The organism is Nostoc sp. DedQUE09 (assembly GCF_034530915.1).
GTDB lineage: Bacteria > Cyanobacteriota > Cyanobacteriia > Cyanobacteriales > Nostocaceae > Nostoc.
In genome coordinates this window covers 79,298-99,682 of record NZ_JAVRCE010000025.1, presented here as the reverse complement: position 1 = coordinate 99,682, position 20,385 = coordinate 79,298, and the positions used below count along the sequence as shown (strand labels likewise).

General features: G+C 40.7%; 18 protein-coding genes, 2 tRNA genes and 1 riboswitch. Of the genes, 10 read left to right on the top strand and 10 right to left on the bottom strand.

Annotation, left to right across the window (positions count from 1 at the left end):
• Positions 1–122: 122 nt before the first annotated feature.
• From RMY27_RS17585 to RMY27_RS17550, 8 genes are all read right to left on the bottom strand, one after another.
• On the bottom strand, positions 123–458 hold the full coding sequence (locus RMY27_RS17585) for a hypothetical protein (RefSeq protein ID WP_322665331.1): 336 nt from the start codon (positions 456–458) through the stop codon (positions 123–125).
• The gene (locus RMY27_RS17580) at positions 455–1,000 is read right to left on the bottom strand and encodes an inositol monophosphatase family protein (RefSeq protein ID WP_322665330.1); all 546 of its coding nucleotides are present in this window, start codon (positions 998–1,000) and stop codon (positions 455–457) included. The genes RMY27_RS17585 and RMY27_RS17580 overlap by 4 nt, the downstream gene beginning before the upstream one ends.
• Before the next feature lie 407 nt (positions 1,001–1,407).
• Positions 1,408–2,013 (bottom strand): PEP-CTERM sorting domain-containing protein, encoded by a 606-nt coding sequence (locus RMY27_RS17575; RefSeq protein WP_322665329.1) that lies wholly within the window; start codon positions 2,011–2,013, stop codon positions 1,408–1,410.
• A gap of 77 nt (positions 2,014–2,090) precedes the next feature.
• Positions 2,091–2,828, bottom strand: coding sequence for a cobalt-precorrin-6A reductase (locus tag RMY27_RS17570; RefSeq protein ID WP_322665339.1), 738 nt, complete (start codon positions 2,826–2,828; stop codon positions 2,091–2,093).
• Between the two features lie 3 nt (positions 2,829–2,831).
• Positions 2,832–3,251 (bottom strand): DUF1636 family protein, encoded by a 420-nt coding sequence (locus RMY27_RS17565; RefSeq protein WP_322665327.1) that lies wholly within the window; start codon positions 3,249–3,251, stop codon positions 2,832–2,834.
• A gap of 21 nt (positions 3,252–3,272) precedes the next feature.
• A riboswitch (cobalamin riboswitch) is annotated at positions 3,273–3,446 on the bottom strand.
• A 49-nt stretch (positions 3,447–3,495) separates the two neighbouring features.
• The gene (gene cobA / locus RMY27_RS17560; protein WP_322665325.1) at positions 3,496–4,275 is read right to left on the bottom strand and encodes a uroporphyrinogen-III C-methyltransferase; all 780 of its coding nucleotides are present in this window, start codon (positions 4,273–4,275) and stop codon (positions 3,496–3,498) included.
• A complete protein-coding gene (locus RMY27_RS17555) occupies positions 4,272–4,997 on the bottom strand; it encodes a sirohydrochlorin chelatase (RefSeq protein WP_322665323.1) in 726 nt (241 codons plus the stop codon). Before RMY27_RS17555 ends, cobA begins: the two co-directional genes overlap by 4 nt.
• Positions 4,998–5,323: 326 nt before the next feature.
• On the bottom strand, positions 5,324–5,707 hold the full coding sequence (locus tag RMY27_RS17550; protein ID WP_322665322.1) for a DUF4359 domain-containing protein: 384 nt from the start codon (positions 5,705–5,707) through the stop codon (positions 5,324–5,326).
• A 123-nt stretch (positions 5,708–5,830) separates the two neighbouring features.
• On the opposite strand from RMY27_RS17550, the gene RMY27_RS17545 reads away from it, so the two are divergent.
• The 3 genes from RMY27_RS17545 to RMY27_RS17535 all read left to right on the top strand — a co-directional run bounded on the left by RMY27_RS17545 (position 5,831) and on the right by RMY27_RS17535 (position 9,696).
• Positions 5,831–5,903 (top strand) — tRNA-His (locus RMY27_RS17545).
• A gap of 278 nt (positions 5,904–6,181) precedes the next feature.
• The gene (locus RMY27_RS17540; protein WP_322665320.1) at positions 6,182–6,316 is read left to right on the top strand and encodes a hypothetical protein; all 135 of its coding nucleotides are present in this window, start codon (positions 6,182–6,184) and stop codon (positions 6,314–6,316) included.
• A 1,181-nt stretch (positions 6,317–7,497) separates the two neighbouring features.
• Complete coding sequence (locus RMY27_RS17535; protein ID WP_322665318.1) at positions 7,498–9,696, top strand: Ig-like domain-containing protein; 2,199 nt, start codon at positions 7,498–7,500, stop codon at positions 9,694–9,696.
• Positions 9,697–10,056: 360 nt separating this feature from the next.
• Here RMY27_RS17535 and RMY27_RS17530 read toward each other — a convergent pair.
• Positions 10,057–10,128, bottom strand: a tRNA-Thr gene (locus RMY27_RS17530).
• A gap of 367 nt (positions 10,129–10,495) precedes the next feature.
• On the opposite strand from RMY27_RS17530, the gene argF reads away from it, so the two are divergent.
• The 7 genes from argF (at position 10,496) to RMY27_RS17495 (ending at position 18,961) form a co-directional block, all read left to right on the top strand.
• A complete protein-coding gene (gene argF / locus RMY27_RS17525) occupies positions 10,496–11,416 on the top strand; it encodes an ornithine carbamoyltransferase (RefSeq protein WP_322665316.1) in 921 nt (306 codons plus the stop codon).
• 209 nt (positions 11,417–11,625) lie between these two features.
• Positions 11,626–12,231 (top strand): transcriptional repressor LexA, encoded by a 606-nt coding sequence (gene lexA, locus RMY27_RS17520; protein WP_322665315.1) that lies wholly within the window; start codon positions 11,626–11,628, stop codon positions 12,229–12,231.
• Positions 12,232–12,281: 50 nt separating this feature from the next.
• Positions 12,282–13,763: a DNA phosphorothioation system restriction enzyme gene (locus RMY27_RS17515; RefSeq protein ID WP_322665314.1), complete on the top strand. Its 1,482-nt coding sequence runs from the start codon at positions 12,282–12,284 to the stop codon at positions 13,761–13,763.
• A 327-nt stretch (positions 13,764–14,090) separates the two neighbouring features.
• Positions 14,091–14,264 (top strand): hypothetical protein, encoded by a 174-nt coding sequence (locus tag RMY27_RS17510; protein ID WP_229556048.1) that lies wholly within the window; start codon positions 14,091–14,093, stop codon positions 14,262–14,264.
• Positions 14,261–16,333, top strand: a complete 2,073-nt coding sequence (locus tag RMY27_RS17505) for an AAA family ATPase (protein WP_322665313.1) — start codon at positions 14,261–14,263, stop codon at positions 16,331–16,333. Before RMY27_RS17510 ends, RMY27_RS17505 begins: the two co-directional genes overlap by 4 nt.
• A 104-nt stretch (positions 16,334–16,437) precedes the next feature.
• On the top strand, positions 16,438–18,336 hold the full coding sequence (locus RMY27_RS17500) for a DUF3370 family protein (protein WP_322665311.1): 1,899 nt from the start codon (positions 16,438–16,440) through the stop codon (positions 18,334–18,336).
• A 163-nt stretch (positions 18,337–18,499) separates the two neighbouring features.
• Positions 18,500–18,961: a DNA phosphorothioation-associated protein 4 gene (locus RMY27_RS17495; protein WP_322665310.1), complete on the top strand. Its 462-nt coding sequence runs from the start codon at positions 18,500–18,502 to the stop codon at positions 18,959–18,961.
• A 141-nt stretch (positions 18,962–19,102) separates the two neighbouring features.
• Here RMY27_RS17495 and RMY27_RS17490 read toward each other — a convergent pair whose 3' ends face one another.
• A complete protein-coding gene (locus RMY27_RS17490; RefSeq protein ID WP_322665308.1) occupies positions 19,103–20,326 on the bottom strand; it encodes a DNA sulfur modification protein DndB in 1,224 nt (407 codons plus the stop codon).
• Positions 20,327–20,385 lie beyond the last annotated feature (59 nt).

The window sequence follows — 20,385 nt, the reverse complement described above, 5'->3', positions numbered from 1 at the left end:
TACTCATTACTCATTACTCATTACTCATTACTCATTACTCATTACTCATTACTCAGCACTCAGCACTCAGCACTCATTACTCAGCACTCATTACTCAGCACTCAGCACTCATTACTCAGCACTCAGCACTCAGCACTCCTAAAGCTTTGCATCGCTTCTAATAAATCTTGATGAACAGATTTTGAAGCAGCTACGATCAATCCAGGCATACTATAGTTTTGACAAGTATGCAGTGGCGGTAAAGTCGAACCGTCCACAGTAGTTACAATCCAGCCAGCCTCTTTTGCAATAAAAGCAAGTGCAGCACTATCAAGAAACTTGCCCGACTTGATGACTGCTCCACTCAAGTCACCACTGAGAATACCATTAAGATTGGGAATTTGAATATCACTAGAGTAATCAGCCGCTATATCGATTACTTTATATCGATCTTTTAATAAATGTGCGATCGCATTCATTCCCCATCCCAATAAAATGAAGGTTTGGTGGATGTTATATCTAATGGGGCACAGGCTTCTAAGTTTATGTCCAGCGTGCCTTTAAAAGCACCTTCACCTCTAAGGGCGTAAAAATAAATGTTTTGGGCAGGAGAAATGGCAATTACTGCTTCAAAGTCATCCGCATTTAGAATACTGAGAATAATTTGGTAATTAGAATGTCCATCCATATAAAACTTCGTGCCATCAATCGGATCAAGTGTTACTAAATAATCACCTTCTGAACCGAGTTCGGTAGCGCGAAAATACTTGGTATTATTAGAACTTTCATATTCTTCACCATAAAAGCGAATATCTGGGAAAGTTCCTAGTAATACTACTTCTACTAAATTTTGAATAGCCACATCTGCATCAGTAAGTGCAGCACTAAAAAAGTTGTTTCCTTGTTCTTTGGCGGGAAGTGCAGCAATTTTTGGTTGAAGAAAATGGGCATAGGCTGCTGCTACTTTGAGATGGGGGAGTAAAGTCTCTAAAATTAATCGAGTAGTTGGTGTTGTGGACATTGCAGCAAACTCCTTTTAGAAATAATCTACCGTCAGCTGGCGATAGAATTCTATATCTAAACAAAATTACGGTATCATTTGGATGCAATGATACCACCGTTGCTATATTACTTTAATCTGTATGTCTCCAAGAGCCTATAGAGCGATCGCAAGTTTTCTTATGAGTTTAAGGGTTTAAAACCGAATGTCAACACTTAGTACAGCATTTCATTAATTCATCGCGAATTAAATTTGACCATACCTTGCATTGTTAATACATCGGCTTGTATTGTTAATGCAGCAGCTTGTATTGTTAAGGGAACTCCAAGAAAAAATTATCCAATATTGTGGGGTTGGCATCTTGCCCGCCATATAAACGCGTAGCAAGATCCCTGTTAGGGTATAATTTGGAATTTTTATTGATGGTTTTAGGAAACTTTTTCGAGCTTCTTCTGAGTAAATTTGGATAGATTGTGGCGTTTGAGTAATGAAGGTGCGCCAACAACAGTACCAAGAAAGAGCAGGCTAAGAATAGAAGTGGGTTCAGAAACAGTGACTATGGTTGCAGAAAAACTAATAGGTAACTCACTATCTTCTAATCCTAAATTTTCAAAACCTGGTATGAGTGGCGGCGCAGAAAATACCTCTAAATAACCTGGTGTCGGCAAAAAACTCGCGAAGAATGGACTAGAATAGTTTCCTCCCGAAGTGGAATACCCAAAACCATCACCTGTTAACTGCTGAGTATTAAGACTAATTAAATTATCAACATTAAAAGGTTCGTTTCCTGGGATTGGAGTCCCGGTGGGTTGCAAACCAGTAATTGTTTCACCATTTCGCGTACCAGTAATTCCAGTAATCAAGTAAGAACCCAAATCGTTAGGGGTGTCATTAGTAGTGAAAGTACCATTTGCCACAATGCCAGTACCAGAATAATTCCAATTCCAACTTAAAGCAGAAGCTGCTGGCATTGTCCCGAAAACTAATCCAGATGTGGTGGCGAGGGCTATGGCAGATAGAGCTAGATTTTTCATGGAAGTCGTTACTGCGATCGTTCCCGTGTATTATACGGAAATTAGGAAAGATCGTATTATCAATCTTGGCTATTTACTTAGCAGCGATCTAATAACCATACCAAAGCAGCATCAACATTACTAACCTGCTCCCCTGGCGGTATCGCTGGACGATTTACCATTACAACCTTCACCCCTAGTTCTCGCGCGGCAATAATCTTGGGCTTTGTGGCATCGCCACCGCTATTTTTACTGACGATGGTATCAATGTTATTCTCAATCAGAATTTGTCTCTCATTATTGAGGGTAAAGGGCCCGCGATCGCACAATACCATCCCCGGCGGTACTAAAGCATCTTCGCCAGGAGGGTCAATCATCCGCATCAAAAACCAAATTTTCTCCAAATGAGCAAAAGCGGCCAGTTCTTGTCTACCAACTGTCAAAAATACTCGCTGTGCCTGATTTTGCAGGGTTGTTGCTGCGGCTGCAACACTATCAACTTCAATCCAGCGATCGCCACTTTCTTTTTCCCAAGGCGGACGGATTAACATCAGACGGGGTACTCCAACTTCTGTTGCCGCATCTGCCGCATTGAAAGAAATTTGAGTCGCAAAAGGATGGGTTGCATCAATTAATAAGTTGATTTGCATGACTCGCAGATAGCTAGCCAATCCAGCCACACCCCCGAAGCCCCCAACCCGTAAATCGCCCAACGGTACTGACGGTTCACGGGTGCGTCCAGCTAGAGAGGTGATTACTTCTAATCCTTGGATAGCCGTAACTTTGGCAGCTAGTTCTGCTGCATCACTCGTCCCACCCAAAATCAAAACGCGCATCATTTAGATAGATAACGGTGGAATCTTTGCTAAAATCCCCTTTTTCATTGCTTCTGGACGCTCTGACCAAGGCAGTAAACCATCTGCTTTAGCATAGTATTGGCTAGCACATTCCAGTACCGCAGAGGCACTACCATCAACAGCTAAATCACCAAATAAATATGTTAATTTGCCTTTGGCACTAAAGGCGATTACACAAGAACGATTACAAGCACTCATGCATTCAACTTCCTGAATTGGGAATTGTTCTCGTAAATCCCAATCTTGTGCAAGCTGCTGAAGTTGGTGTAAAAGTTTTTCACCACCACTTTCACCTAAGCGTTTTCCATTTTGCCAAACACTGGCACAGGTTTTGCAAACAAATAAAGTATGTTCAGCAACACCCAATGGACTAGTTGGGGAAATATTTGCAGTCGTAGTCATCTGTACCTCGCAGATATGTGAAACTAATAAATCGATTTCGGCGGGCATCCTGACTCACTCAATTTGAGATTTTCGATTTAGTTCCTTAATCCCAAATTGGGTTCACAGTTGCGGGACAGCGCCGGATTTGCACCGAACTTTCCCCGTTACCTCTGGTGGCTGACTCCCACCAGAACCGAATAACCTTATCGATCATACACTAGGGTTATCGGAGAATACGAAACAACAAGCTTTGCGCCAACTATCAAACTGGACGACAACCAGATAAAATACTGTGCATATTCACTACTTGTCCAATAACTGCGATCGCAGGCGCACTAAATCCAGCTTCCTCTACCTGTGTGACTATTGTTTCCAATGTTCCAATTAATTCTTCTTGTTCTGGGCGCGTACCCCAGCGCACCAAAGCAATAGGCGTTTCTAAATTCAACCCAGCTGTAATTAATTCTTCCACAATATAAGGCAGATTGTGAATTCCCATATAAATTACAATGGTTTCGGAACCGTGAGCGATCGCACTCCAATTCACTTGCGGTCTATACTTACCCGCTGCTTCATGACCAGTTACAAATGTCACTGACGAACTATATAGCCGATGCGTCAAAGGAATACCTGCATAAGCTGCTGCTGCAATTCCCGAAGTGATACCCGGCACAACTTCCGTTGATATTCCCGCTTGAACTAATTCTTCCATCTCTTCGCCACCGCGACCAAAAATAAAGGGATCGCCGCCCTTGAGCCGCACTACAATTGCATGATCCTGTGCTTTTTCAATCAACAATTGAGTTGTTTCTGACTGCAACAACGAATGTCTCCCCGCACGTTTACCAGCATTAATTTGCTCGGCTTGGGGATTAATCATTGCCAGAATTGCCGGACTCACCAAAGCATCATAGATGACTATATCTGCACATTCCAACAAACCTTTCGCCTTCAGGGTAATTAATCCTGGATCTCCTGGCCCCGCACCTACTAAATAAACCTTTCCCAAATACTTGTTCTCCTGTTTTTCTGTGCGGTTCATCTCTGTGTTAAATCCCAAATTAGCTCGGCTAATTCTGCACTTGCTCCCAGTGGCTGCGCCAGTTGGAAATTCACCGCAGAAAATTGTAATTTTAGCTCCTCTATTGAGGTGGCGATCACATCGGTTATTCCACCAGCGAATAAAAAGTATGGCAAGATTGCAATTTCCCGATAACCAGCAGTTACCAACTCTTTCACCCGTGATTCTAAACTAGGAGGCCCAGCCCAATAAGCAGCAACTGCTCCCAAACTCGCTGCCATTGCTTCCACAGTTTTTTGCGAACCTGGGCGACGGCTACCATGAGCTAAGAGAATCCATGCTTCTGCTTTGATAGCAGCTATTTGCTTTGCCAGCAATTTCTCTAAATTGGGGTGAGAGCCTAAATATGGTTGCAACTCAATGATGATATTTTGACCAACAGCCTGTTGTGCAAGTGCTACTTCGGCAGGAATATCTGTCATCACATGCACTCCCGGCAGTAGAAATAGCGGTAGAATTTTCAGGCGATTTTCATTTGGAGACAGTAAGTAATCGCCAAAAGCACTTTTAGCAAATTGTTGAATCTGCTCGTGTAAAGGCTGAGGACTCATTTCTAAAGCAGCGATGCCAACCAAATGTTCGCTTGACAATTTCTGACATACCAGCCTAGCTAGTTGCTGCATAGCAATTTCTGGGCGGCGATCGCGACTTCCGTGAGATAATAGTAGATAGGCAGATGACATCGGCAAAGCTTGAACTTTCAGTTACTATATCTTACTTAAGATTCAGCCGGGGTTGATAAGTACTCTGGTAATGATTGAAACTATTATCAATTACTAAACAGAAGTATTATTAATCATTATTTACAGCAGAATTCAAGTTGTAAAGTACACACCTACTCGTTTTAAAACCAAGTAGAAAGCCTGTTTTTCTTTTGTTAGCGTAGAGGGGCGTAGCCCATTCTGACCCTTCTCTACGAGACGCTTTGCGTAGCTTGCTTCCCCGGAGGGGTACAACGGGCTCAGGGCATCGCTCCCAAATTCTGCTGTATATTCTTTTGCTGCTTACCTTATTGTTCTTCAGCAGTGTAAGTATAAAATTGATTAAAAGCTCCTACCGTTTCAAACTTGTATGAAGGTATCCAGGAGTTTATTTTCAAATCCGTATGGTAAACACTAAAAATAACGTAATTTTGCCTTTCTGTAGTTTTGGCAATGATTTCTTGGATTTGCGGGCTAGCCGAGTCAACCAATTTATCGCAATTAAAACGGATTAAATTTTCTATAATGTTAGTAGTTTTTTTACATACATCGGTTTTTAAGTATTTTGTCAGGCGTTGAACTGCATATTCTTCATATTCAGCTTGACCGGGATTGGTTTTCGCCATTGTCACACCCAAGGCGGCGAGGCCTACTGCTGCTCCAGTATACGCGATGATGGTCAATGGTTTCATATTTGCCAAGTAAAATTCATTGTAATTGTTAGATTCCAGAGACTCTAAATCAACTAAGTCCGTTCCTAGAACAAAACTCTTGATCGATTGCTAAATTATTGCTATAATTCAAATTGTTGAATGGCGAGCGTAGCCAAGTGGTTAAGGCAGTGGTTTGTGGTACCACCATTCGTGGGTTCGATTCCCATCGTTCGCCCTACATGATTTCATATTCATAATTTCATATTAATATCTACACTCCTCTAGAAGGTGGATCAAATGGTGTAAATCCTTGTAATCATAACTTTAACAAGGATAAAGATATACGATCTGTAGCTTTATAGACTTACAGAGTGGCGATCGCAATCCTAAAGCCGTGACCAAGTTCATCCTTGATAGTCTCTGTATTCTGAGATGGACATTAACATCTAAGAAACAACACGGCAAGATCCAGGATTCTGCGATGAACTATAAAGCTTGGTCGGTGCATTCGCTGTGACTTCCAACTCACCTTTGGCATTTATCAGCCACCCTGTAGCTTCTACAATGGGTTTTGGCGTAGCAGTAGTAGGTTTGATGGTAACAGGTAGACTCTTGATTCTCAGGAATTGTATTCTCTGGCTCAAATGAACCTATGGTAAGGAACAGAGAACATTTTTCCGTCTACTGACTTTCTTTGACCGCAGCCATCGCCTGCGTCTAACTCCCTCATCATAATGATTATCATTACTGAAGAAAAGCAATATTTACTTTACTCAAAGGTATCTCTGATCAGGTTCTCGCTGAATTCGGCTCAAATCCTGGCTCGTCAATATTTAGATGCGTTTGCCCTGCTAAGTAGGTTGGCACAATTAAACCGAACTATACAAAGTTTTGTATGGGTAAAGGGAAAAGGTTAAAGGGTAAAGGTTTTTCCCTTTTACCCTTAACCTTTACCCTTCTTAATTTAGTTGTGTTTTTTAGCACCTACTTACTTACCCCATCCAGTTGCGCACTTATAAATAAAGTTGATTTACTTGGTAATTGAGTTAATCTCTGCATAATCCACCCTCAGATAGATGAGTGAATTAGAATATCATTTTATTACAAAGATAAGGCATAAATATTGAAAAATTTTTCATGATTTGCTGTCAAACTTACATCATGTTCGACTGATTACTTAAGAATAAAATATCTCTATGTTCATGTTGTGTTTAACAATAGTGAAACACAACATAAATATGGATAAAATATTGGGTTTTGTTTTTCAAAAGTTGCTTGCTTGTCGGGAAACCCCCAGATGTTCGCGGTAGCATCCTTAAGAGTTGCTGTGCCATTGGTGTACCCTTACAGAGAAGCAAGCTATGTGTAGCGTCTCCCTTTGGGAAAAGAGAAGGTTTTACCCTGCACTATCGCCCTTGCTAGCTCCCCAAAGTACAGATATTATAAACATTCAACTAACCTGATATTACTTGTATATTAACAGCGCAGATAAAAATGAACTCTGCCAGCACCTATTCAAGGTTGGTTTATGGTAGCAATTTTGAAGATTTATTGCTGATTTATTGCTTTTTACGTAATTATACCGTGGCAAGTTGAGGCATTAGAAAGTTCTCTTGTAATTCTCTTAAAAAGAAGTTCAATATTTAGGTAATTTCAAGTATTTACTAAATAATTTTTATACAGTCTAGAGAAATGGGTTTCCTGAGACTTGCAGTCATTACGTTCGTTTCTAGCCAGTGAAGGATTGCCAGGAATAATCATTGCAGATACTTCGCCAATGTTAATGGACTACTCACGTATCAACTACGAAGACAACGGCAAGGCATACTATGATTTACAAGATCAGACCCAAAATACTGGTATTAGCAATTGTTCAAGGGATTGCTTTTCAACCAAATGACGCGCCTGTACCATCTGGGTATATTAAAGATATCGGGCAAGCCTACAATGATAGTAGAGGTTTTGGTTGGGTGCGCGAAGATAGCTTAGGCAATGCTACACACACTCCCCTTGATATCCAACTCAATACACGCGATCGCAACCAAAGTAGCATCGATCGGCGACTAAATAGACTGATTCATCTGCAATATCCTCTTAGCAGTGCGGGGCCAGGAGTCACGATACCTGCTGCTTGGGAATATGCCCTATCTAATGGTTCCTACAATGTGACTGTTAGCGTCGGTGATGCTACTAATACTGTAAATAGTAAGCACCAGATTAATATAGAAGGGACGGCTGCTATTTCTGGCTTTTTACCAACTGCAACCAAAAAGTTTGCCGCAATTACCCGGATTGTTAATGTTGCTGACGGCAAGCTCACAATTGATGCTAAAGGTGGTAGGAATACCAAGCTCAACTATATTGCGATCGCACCAGGTAATCGTCCCTCGATCAGAACGACCAATCCCAATGATGGTCAGACAAACGTGTCGCCAGATATCGCGATTACAGCAGACCTAAATCTCCCTAACAGTGGGATTGCGGTTAACACTATTTCTGCCTCAACCATCAAGCTGATCGATAGCACTACTAATATACAAGTCAATGCCAATTACAACACTTCTGGTGGTGGAGATGTGATTGTAGTGTCTCCGATAAATCGTCTCAAGAACAATACCAAATATTTGTTACAAATCACCGATGGGGTTAAAGATAGCAATGGTGCTGCATTCTTACCCTATAGCATCAGTTTCACAACAGGCTCCTTTGTGAAACCAGTAAGCAATATTACTTTCGAGCAAATCTCACTAGCTAATGTACCTATCAAACCTTACACCACAGTATTGATTGGGCCTGACAATAAACTCTATGCTGCTACCTTATTAGGTGAGATTTTGCGTTTCCCGATCAAGGCTGATGGTACTCTGGGTATGCCACAAACGATTTCCTCATTGCAGACTGCAAATGGTGGTAATCGAACGATCATTGGTATGCACTTCGATCCCTCATCAACAAATGCCAGCAACCTAATTCTCTGGGTAACAAATAACTACTACTGGAATGGAACTGTTGATGCGCCAGAGTGGAGTGGTAAAATTACTCGTTTACGCGGTACTAATCTAGAGACGGTAAAAGACTATGTGGTTGATTTACCGCGATCGAGTCGGGATCATCTAACCAATAGCATTGAGTTTAAGCCCAAAGAGGCAAATGTGCTGTATGTATTGCAAGGTAGTAATAGTAGTACGGGCGCACCAAACACTGCCTGGAGCAATCGTCCTGAGCGGTTGTTAACTGCTGCTGTATTACGAGTAGACCTGTCCAAAATCACCTCACCTCCTTTAAGCGTTAAGACGGAGGATGGAGGTACTTATAACCCCTTTAAAGCGGGCGCACCTGTAACTATCTTTGCTAGTGGTATACGTAATGCTTACGATCTGGTTTGGCATACCAATGGTCAGTTGTATGTGCCAACGAATGGTTCGGCGGCAGGTGGCAATACGCCAAATACACCTATCCCCCTGCCTCTTGCCTGTCAAAACCGGATTGATAAAGCTACTAATGGAGCATATACTAGTCCATCTGTGCCTGCTCTTAGAAGTCTAGGCACGCAGCGAGACTTTCTGTTTCGCGTTGTTAGAAATGGTTATTATGGCCATCCCAATGCGAAACGTTGTGAGTGGGTGTTGAGTGGAGGAAATCCTACAGCCGGTACAGATCCAGTTCAGATAAGTGAATATCCCGTTGGTACTCTACCTGACCGAAATTGGAAGGGTATTGCCTTCGATTTTGGAGAGCATTTTTCACCTAATGGCATTATTGAATATCGTAGTAATGTTTTAGATGGTCAGCTGCAAGGCAAGCTGCTTGTGACACGCTTCAGTTCTGGGAAAGACATCATTGTGCTAACACCAGGTGGCGCAAAGTTGGATATTATAAATTCCCAAATGGGTATTAGTGGTTTCACTGGTTTTAACCCAAGTCCATTGGATTTGGTTGAGAATCCCACGAATGGAAATCTCTACGTGGCGCAACTCAGTCAAGAGACAGGCATGGGCAAAATTACACTTCTGCGTCCACTTAATTAATATCAGTACCGAGCGATCGCAATCAATTCATGCTTGTACTTGGGAAGGGTTTTTACTGAAACGCGAGCATTCATGTTTGCATTTACTCTCCAACAAGCATTTATCTCATCAGTTAATTTTTCTACTTTTATAGTTCACTCCTAATTACGGTTGCGTTAGAATGCAACCGTAAACTTTTTATGTGCATTTATCTAAATCACCGATTACGCAGCATCTAGAATTTTATAACCCGCAACTTGGTTTATTATGTTAATACTTATATTCCAAATAATTCGGTAACACTAATTTTCTGCGAAAACTTCGCATAATTCAATTGAGTCCAAAAAACAGCCCCAAAAGATTAATTTGCGAATTTACAAAAGCCAGCAGCGGGATTTGAACTCGCGACCTTCCGATTACAAGTCGGATGCACTACCACTGTGCTATGCTGGCAAGTCTGACGATTACTCTTAATTAGCAACCACGATTTATTATTGTACCATAATCCATTTATTTGTCTAGCTGTAAATTCTAAAAAATATCTGCTCGATCATACAATTAGGCTAAAAGACCAGAAATTTTAGCAATATCAATGCTTTTGTCGGCTTAAATGATTGTTCTGGCGTTGCTATTGGGGTGAACCAGAAACAATCAGGCATTTTGAATCACTGATAAAGTTGATAAATTAATATTTATAGCAAAAGCTAACTCAAATCCTGGGCTAAACCCAAAAATACCTGGCCAGTTCTAAAACTGTATTTTCTTGACACGGTTGAATAAAGGAACAGAAATATATAATTATTTTTTACAGATTACAAGCATGGCAGCATTGCTCGGACGAGATTTATTAAGTCTAGCGGACATCACTTCTACTGAACTTCAAGAACTCTTGCAATTGGCAACTCAACTTAAATCACAGCAGTTGAAGTTGCAGTGTAATAAAGTTTTGGGGTTGTTGTTCTCCAAAGCTTCAACTCGCACACGGGTGAGTTTTACTGTGGCGATGTACCAACTGGGTGGACAGGTAATCGATCTCAATCCTAATGTCACTCAAGTTAGTCGCGGGGAACCTTTGCAGGATACGGCGCGGGTGTTAGATCGATATCTGGATATTTTGGCAATTCGTACTTTTGCACACCAAGATTTAGAAACTTTTGCTCACTATGCCAAGATTCCGGTGATTAATGCGCTTACTGATACAGAACATCCTTGTCAAGTATTAGCGGATTTATTGACGATTCAGGAAACCTTTAACACCCTGGCTGGGTTAACTCTGACCTACGTGGGCGATGGGAATAATATGGCTAATTCTCTGATGTTGGGCTGTGCTTTGGTGGGGATGAATGTTAGAATTGCTACTCCTAGCGGATACGAGCCAGATTCTCAGATTGTAGAACAAGCAAGAGCGATCGCTAATAACAAAACGGAACTCCTCGTCACTCACGATCCAGAATTAGCAGCCAAGGGTTCTAATGTACTTTACACTGATGTTTGGGCGAGTATGGGGCAAGAAGCCGAAGCAGACAACCGGATGCCAATTTTCCAGCCTTACCAAATTTCAGAGCAGCTATTAAGCCTTGCTGACCCAGAGGCAATTGTTTTACACTGCTTACCAGCCCATCGTGGTGAAGAAATTACCGAAGCTGTTATTGAAGGTTCTCAATCACGAGTTTGGGAACAGGCAGAAAATCGCCTGCACGCCCAAAAAGCCTTACTTGCTAGTATTTTAGGAGCAGAGTAGGAAATAGGGCACAGGGTATAGGGTATAGTTTTCTTGGTTGTAACCTGTACCCTCTAACCTGTAACCTGTAATATTCTTATTTGTCAAAAGGCAAAAGAGAAGAAAATAATTTTGCTTTTGCCTTTCATATTTTTACTTTTCTCTTGTTATGGGGAGTTTTTTGTAGTACTAATGTTCTAGAGACATTTATAATTACTTCCCGCAAATTTATGGAACGTCTAACAGAAGCTCAACAAGAACTTTACGAATGGTTAGCAGAATACATCAAAACGCACCAGCATTCGCCTTCAATTAGGCAAATGATGCAAGCGATGAACTTGAAGTCACCAGCACCAATTCAAAGTCGTTTAGAGCATTTACGCACTAAAGGATATATTGAATGGACTGAAGGACAAGCGCGAACGATTCGGATTTTGCATCCTGTAAAGCAAGGTGTACCGATTTTGGGCACGATCGCAGCTGGTGGTTTAATAGAACCGTTTACTGATGCTGTAGATCATTTAGACTTTTCTAATTTCGATTTACCTCCCCAAACCTACGCTTTGCGGGTAGCTGGCGATAGCATGATTGAAGATTTAATTACTGATGGTGATGTGGTATTTCTGCGTCCAGTAGCAGAACCAAATCATTTAAAAAATGGTACTATCGTCGCCGCCAGAGTAGATGGATTCGGTACCACATTAAAACGTTTTTATCGCCAAGGCGATCGCGTTACTCTCAAACCAGCAAATTCTAAGTACAATCCCATTGAAGTCATGGCTCAACAAGTGCAGGTGCAAGGTTCTCTCATTGGTGTTTGGCGTGGTTATAACTGAGGAATGGGGAATGGGAAAGATAAGTACCAATGACCAATAACTAAATAAATATGTACCTGACGAAAAATTCGGTGCAGCAACTGCCCACTTTCCGTTTAAAATTACCGTTTGCAAGGGAAAGTAAGGGCAGTTATTATACTCAGCAACCATTACCAGGATGCCCAAGAATGCCTGTGTCTCTGCAATTGCGGCAATATCAGCGACAAGCGATCGCTAGCTGGTTTACCAACAATGGCAGAGGGACGCTGAAAATGGCTACTGGTAGTGGTAAAACAATTACTGCACTAGCGATCGCTTGTGAATTATATCAGCAAATTAATTTACAAGTTCTCTTGGTGGTATGTCCCTATCGCCATCTCGTCACCCAATGGGCACGAGAATGTGAAAAATTTAATTTACAGCCCATTTTAGCTTTTGAGAATTTACGCACTTGGCAAAGTCAACTTTCTACCCAAATTTATAATCTGCGTTCTGGTTCTCAACGGTTTGTTACTGTGATTACTACGAACTCGACATTAATTGGAGATGGTTTTCAGTCTCAACTCAAATATTTTCCCGCCAAAACTTTAATTATTGGGGATGAGGCGCATAATTTAGGCGCACCCAAGTTAGAAGAAAGTTTACCGCGCAGTGTGGGGTTGAGACTGGCTTTATCTGCCACACCGGAAAGATACTTTGATGATTTTGGTACACAATCTTTATTTGATTATTTTGGCCCAGTTCTCCAGCCAGAGTTTACTTTGAGAGATGCGATCGCTCAAGGTGCTTTAGTACATTATCTTTATTATCCGGTGTTGGTAGAGTTAACTGAAGCCGAAAGCATTGCCTATTTAAAGTTAACTAAAAGAATTGGGCGATCGCTTCTTTATCGGGATCGAGAAAATGGACAAGCAGGAAGTTTTGAAGACAATGAAGATTTAAAACCGTTGTTGATGCAAAGAGCAAGATTAATTGGTGCAGCAGAAAATAAATTAACCGCCTTGCATGAATTAATGGCAACTCGCCGCGAAACTAGCCACACTCTGTTTTATTGCAGTGATGGTTCCCAAGATGCGGGACAACGTTCATCACTACGCCAACTTAAAGCTGTTGCTAAAATTCTCGGAGTGGATTTAGGTTACAAGGTAAGCACATATACGGCTCAAACAACTTTACAGGAAAGAGAAATATTGCGGCATCAATTTGAAAGTGGAGAGTTGCAGGGTTTAGTCGCAATTCGTTGTTTAGATGAAGGTGTCGATATTCCTGCAATTCAAACTGCAGTAATTTTATCAAGTTCTGGTAATCCCCGCCAGTTTATTCAGCGACGGGGGCGAGTTTTACGTCCTCATCCTGGTAAAGAACGTGCGACAATATTCGACATGATTGTTTTGCCACCAGATTTAGATAGAGAAACTATAGAAGTTGAACGTAATCTATTGAAAAAGGAATTGCGTCGCTTTGTGGAATTTGCTGATTTAGCTGATAACGCTGGTGAAGCAAGAATGAAGTTACTTGATTTACAAAAACGATATGGTTTATTAGATATTTGATGATGAACTATATAGTTGTATTTTTTTGTAAAATTTTTCGAGTTTTTAAAAAACAAGCATTGAGTATGAAATAATAAAATCATGAATTAGATCATAATGGGATGTAAATAGCTTTAAAAATTCTGCTTACATCCCATTATGGTCTAGATTGTTAATATTAATAATAACAGAAGGCAATTCAATAATAAAGTCTTTTTTCAAAGAAAAGTGTAAATTTAAAAAAATAGTTTTTACAAAATTAAAGATAGCGCTAACAGTGGCTTTACGGAGGTAAATGCAGTACTAGAGAAAGTTAAAATATAGAAAAACTATATTTCCAAACCGAAGATGTCACAAGGTGCGAATATCGATGATGTGCAAGAGCCAATAAACAGCGCTCCGCCGGAGGTACGGCGAATTATTGAGCGGGTATGGAAGCTGGAAAAAGGCAGGCTAGATAAGAAGATTAACAGCCATATAAATGATAATATTTTGGACATTATTAAGGAAGAGGTGCGATGAAGCTGACTTCAATCAAGCTATGCAACTTTCGCTCCTTTTATGGTACGACACCAGAGATGATTCTGGCTGGAGGGGATGTTCAAAACACAACGATTATTCATGGCAATAATGGCTCTGGAAAAACCAGTTTACTAAATGCCTTTACGTGGGTATTATATGAAAAATTTAGTGCAGCATTTGCATCGATAGAACAGTTAGTAAATAAGCGTGCGATCGCAGAAGCTCAAAAAGGTCAAGTTGTAGAATGTTGGGTAGAAATTGGCTGGGAACATGAAAGTAAACGCTATCGAGTGAAACGCGCCTGTCGGGGTTATAAAAACGAAGGTGATTTTGACGCTAGCAAAACTCAACTAACCATGTGGGTTGGTGCGGATGATGGCAAATGGAATATACCAACTCAGCAACCAGACGATATAATTAATCAAATTTTACCCGCTACTCTACATCAATATTTTTTCTTCGACGGCGAACGAATTGAAGAAATAGTCCGTTCTGACAAAAAAGCTGAAATTGCTGAAGCTACAAAAATCTTCTTGGGTGTGGAAGTAATCAACCGTTCCATCAGACATTTGGGAGATGCTAAAAAAACTCTAGAAAATGAGTTAAAAGCTATTGGTGATTCTGAAACTAAGCAACTATTACGACAGCAAGAAAAGATAGAACGCGAACGTGAGCGCATTACCAAGCGGCAAACTGAAATTAAAGAAGAGTTAGAATATCAGCAAACTTTTAAAAAAGAGACAAGTAACCGTTTGCGAGAACTGAGTGCTGCTAAAGAACTGCAAGAAAGATGGCAATATCTAGAATCGCAGAAGACGGCGAATCAAGAAGAATATAAAAAAACTAAGGAAGCGCTAAAAAAAGTTATTTCCGCACGAGGTTATACAGTTTTATTGTCGGAAACTACAGCGCAGTTTCGAGGTATTATCAATGATTTGAAGCAGCGCGGCGAATTAACATCAGGAATTTCACGAGAATTTGTGAATGATTTACTCAATTCTCAACGCTGTATTTGTGGTGCAGAGTTACACGAGGGTAATCATTCTCATACTCATGTAAGTACTTGGTTAAATAAAGCCGGTTCGTCGGTGGTGGAAGAAACTGCAATTAGGATGATAGCTCAAGTAGATGAAATTGATAAGCAAGCGGTAGGATTTTGGGAAGAAGTTGATAGAGAACAAAGTAGAATTAATCAGTTAAGGCAAAGCATATCTCAAATTGAAGGCGATTTAGATAATATTCAAGAACGGTTGCGAAAAGATGCTAATGAAGAAATTAGCAGTTTACAAAAACGCTTAGATGAAATTGAAAGTAAAATTGATGAATTAAATCGAGAACAAGGTGCAAATCAGCAGCAAATTGCTCAACTCACAACTGAGATTGAAGGTTTAAATAAACAAATTGCAAAGCAAAAGCTGAATGAAGACAAGCAAACTCTAGCACAACGACGAATTAACGCCACTCAAGATGCAATCGAACGGTTAACGGAAGTTAGAAATCGTCAAGAGCAACAATTTCGCCTGCAACTGGAAAAGCGAGTGCAAGAAATATTTATGGAAATTTCTGTTACTCCCTACATTCCTAAAATTAGCGAAAAATATGAACTGACATTAGTAGAAAATACTACAGGCATAGAAGCACCAGTTGCAGCATCCACCGGGGAGAATCAAATTCTCAGTTTATCCTTTATTGCCAGCATTATTGACAAAGTACGGGAATGGAGTGAGAAGCGTAAAATGATGATGATTCCCGATAGTAGTACTTTCCCAATAGTGATGGATTCACCCTTTGGTAGTTTGGATGAGAATTCGCGGCGACACATTGCGAAAACAATTCCCCAATTAGCGAATCAGTTGATAGTTTTAGTTACTAAGACTCAGTGGCGGGGTGAAGTTGAAGCAGAAATGACAGAAAGAATTGGGAGAGAATATGTGCTTACGTATTATTCTTCCAAGCCTGATTGTGAGCAGGATTATATTGAATTGGGTGGGGAAAAATATCCTTTGGTGAAACAAAGTCCCAATGAGTTTGAGTATACGGAAATTATGGAAGTTGAACGGGATAAGTAATTACAGTGTGTCAACTTAGAACAAGGGCGATTAAAACCGTCTTTTTAACTTCTCAAGCCCCCGCGAAATGCTTTAATGGCTTTAGTTTATACTAAAGCTTACTAATGCTCCTCCGAAAAACTACACTAGTCGTTGTCTCCCTCTTAACTCTATCAACCCCCAACGCCCTAGCCTTTTCTGATACCCAAAGCTATTGGGCAAAAAATTGTGTCCAGCAACTAGGAGAGCGTAAACTTATTACAGGCTACCCTGATGGTAGTTTTCGCCCAGAAGCAACAGTGACACGCGCGGAAGCAGCAGTGTTGATGCTAAATGCTTTTCCTGATTCACCAGTGAAACGCACTGCTACGTCATTTAAAGATGTACCCAGTAATTATTGGGCGAATAAAGCAATTTCTACCGCTTACCAAAAAGGATTTTTTTCTGGTTATCCCGGTGGAATTTTCCAACCCAACCAGCCAATTCCTCGTGCCCAAATCATTGGTGTTGTAGCTGGTGGTAAAAATTACAGCCCTTTATCCAACCCAACGCAGATATTACAACAGTATTTTAACGACGCGGGACAAATTCCTAACTATGCCCAGAGTTCCATTGCATCTGCGACTATTAATAGTATTGTTGTCAATTATCCCAATGTTAAACAGCTAAAACCATTGCAAAGCGCTACTAGAGGCGAAGTTGCAGCTTTGATATGTCGGGCGTTAAATATCTACACGGTTCCCCCACAATATATTGCCGGAATCGAAGTACATCCGCAAGAAGTCCGCCCTTTACCAGGAAAACTCGATATAATTCCCACCTTTAACAGTAATAGTCCCGAACTCGTCACAACTGAAGGAATTTTACTCTCAACTTTTCCTCCAGATGGGAAGCAAGTACAAGAAGCGCATTTAAATTATCCCTTTCAAGGCAGATTTGATATATTTGCTCATCATATTGTCAGGGCGGAAACATCAGCCCAAAGCCGTACTGTTTACCAAGGAATACTCGTACATAATCCAGGGAATGAACCTGTGACACTGCAAGTTTTACAAGCAGCTAGTTATCTTACCAGAGAAGCACCATTTATCGCTTTACCTGATATGGTAGAAAATCCTCAAGGTACAGTTTACTCTGGGCCAGGCGATCGCACAATGAATGATGTGTTGCGGGAAGTTAGGCAAGGGATTTTCCCTGAAAAGCTGGTGATAGAACCAAAAGGAACTCAAATATTAGCGAATTTACCCATTCCCGTACAGGCTCCTGCTTCTAACGGTCGCACTACAATGATGCGCTTGGCAAGTAGTAGCCCAGTTTATCTGGCGAATTTAGCAAAGAATAGTGATCGCTCTCCCACCTTAGCCGAGTGGCAAAAGCTGCTGGATACTGGCAGTTTAGCAGGAAAACGTGACCCCATTCCCACACCTCTCGACCCTCCCAGAGAACCAACAGTATTTAGTCGCGTCGCTGGTGTCTCCCAAGGAACGCAATGGCAAACACAGCTTACGGATAATCCTAATGTGTCTGAGTTAACGATACCCCAACCAGGAAAGGCGTTTTCTTATCCTTTGGGAACTGTACATTTAATTACTCTCAGTACTAGACAAATTCAAAGCGCAGCAATGCTAAAACGCTATCCTGATACGGCGTACTTTGCTCACAGTAACTATGGTGTTGAATACAATCTGACTTTACCCCTCAGAAATATTACTAACCAAACTCAGACGGTAACTGTATCAATCCAGACTCCTGTAAAGGATGAAGGGGGAACAGATAGACTTTTGTTTTTAAAGCCAGGTGTAGAACAAATATTCTTTCGGGGAACAGTGCGGGTGCGTTATATCGATGATAGTGGTGTGGAAAAGACGCGCTATGTGCATTTGGTACAGCGTCGAGGACAAAGGGGTGAACCGTTGGTGACGCTGAAAATGTTAGCGGGTGGGAAGCGAGAAGTACAGGTGGACTTTTTGTACCCTCCAGATTCTACGCCGCCGCAGGTTTTGACGGTGAGAACGGAGGGGTGATGATGAGGTAGCTGAAGCTGAACCCGCAGTACCAGGATGGACTATGTTAGTGGATAATTTGTTTGTTTAGCGATCGCCCACATACTAGTATAAAATAATGCGGTAAAATGTGCGATCGCTTTTGACTTTCGGTTAAGATGGCAACACGGTAAATATTAAAACAATGCCTGCAAACAGAATCAAGATTGCTAAAGATAAAGCTGAGTTGGTGAAATCCCTAGTATCCTCAAAAGACACAACTGGGCCTTTTCAAACTTATGTAGAAGTTATGGTGTTTGCAGCAGCTTTGGGAGCAAAGCAAAAAAAACGAGTTCCTTTAGAAGGAATCGCTAAAGATTTATCTCCATTACGACAAGATTATTTTGCTAGTAGCTTTATTCTGTTAATTAATTTGTTATCAATCACTGAAACTAAAGACATCAGAATTATAAGTGATGATGATTTAGCTGACGAGCAGCGCATCCATATTTTTGAAGAGTATGCTAATGGTGGACTAGAAATTTTGCAAAATAAACTGCATGGAGCGGTAGACTATTCAGAGAGACTTCTATTGGTTCTTAGCTCGGAAAGATTTAAGGAGGAACAAGATGAAGAAGAATTTGATTTAAGCAAATTTTTAGCTTAAATTATCACGCCTAAAATGTTTTTTTATTTTTCCATTTCAGGTATGTCTAAATATGAGTACATGAAGAGAGTAAACGCTTAAAACTAGATGAGCTATCCAATAGTAAAACTTGCACTCCCTTCATCTCAAATTTTATAGTTTTTACCAACCAAGTTGAATTTTTGCTACATGAACAGCCGTTTTTACGGCACTTCCACTAGCAGTGATTTTGTAGGGTTTTGCTGGATCTTTGGGATTTGGATCTTTTCTAACTACATTATTCTCCCATAGCTGATTTTCTCTTGACCAATCTAGTTTAGCCAGTTTTAAAAGCATTACCTCATCAAAACAATTGTTCTCATCGTCATAAGTAAAGTAGAGTAATCTACCTAAAATTTCCAGCCCAACACTCACACCCAGTAAGCAGTCTTCCTTAAATGCAGTAATTTCCTCAACTGTCAATTTTTCAACAGGACGATCAAAAATATACTTAGTATCAGAGCATTTTGAGAAAAACTGATTCAAACACTCAATTAATACCTCGGCTAACGCATCAGAATCACGATTTAAAAGCTCATCATTTGGATTGTTTGCAAAAGCACAGCTTACAGTCTTAGCTATGTAGTTGCTAGTATAAATGAATTTAGTACCAGAACCAGGAGATGCCTTAACCAACTGCGTTTTACCTCGAAACATAGGTACTTGTTCAACTAATTTTTGAGTAATTCCGTCACGCCCCAAAGCACCAAATGAGACTAACAAAGATTTAGGTAAAGGAGCGCTTTGAGCCATATCCCGAAAATCTGTTTGGCACTGACGAAAATCACCTTCTAAAACTAGGGTAATTGGAAAAGAGTCTTTACTAATTAAGTCTCGGTCATTGCCTATACTCATTATTAATTCTTGGATGGCGCGAGTACGATGTTGTCCATCGGTGATGTCTAGAAAAACTGATAATGGAATCCTGACATAGCACACACCCAAGCCCAAGCGTTTGATCTGAATAATGGTAGGGTTTTGAGGATCGTCTGCCAAATTTGCAGTTAATGTCCCCAAAATCCACTTTTTACCAGCCGTAGCACGATCAATGACGTACTGTTTGATTTCTTCAGCATGTCCTTTAATAACTGGGCGATTCTTACCTGAGTGTGGATCGTTATTTGCTGCATCCGAAGGTTTAGCTTTCAGGAGTGTGGGCAAAAGACTAGCAGGAACATTGATTTGCAACATAGTTCGCCCTCCCTGCTTGAACTCTAGTGCAGGATACCACTTAGAGTCATCGTAGTGTTCATACATGTAAGGCTTGACAATATGTTTAAATAGTTCCTCCTCTGGAACAGGTTGAGGTGTAGTGGTATTGATGGTGTTGATATCAAAGTTTGTCATATAGAAGTTCCTTGCGAAAAAAGAGACAGAAATATTTGCAGCAGAAAAATTTCCCATAG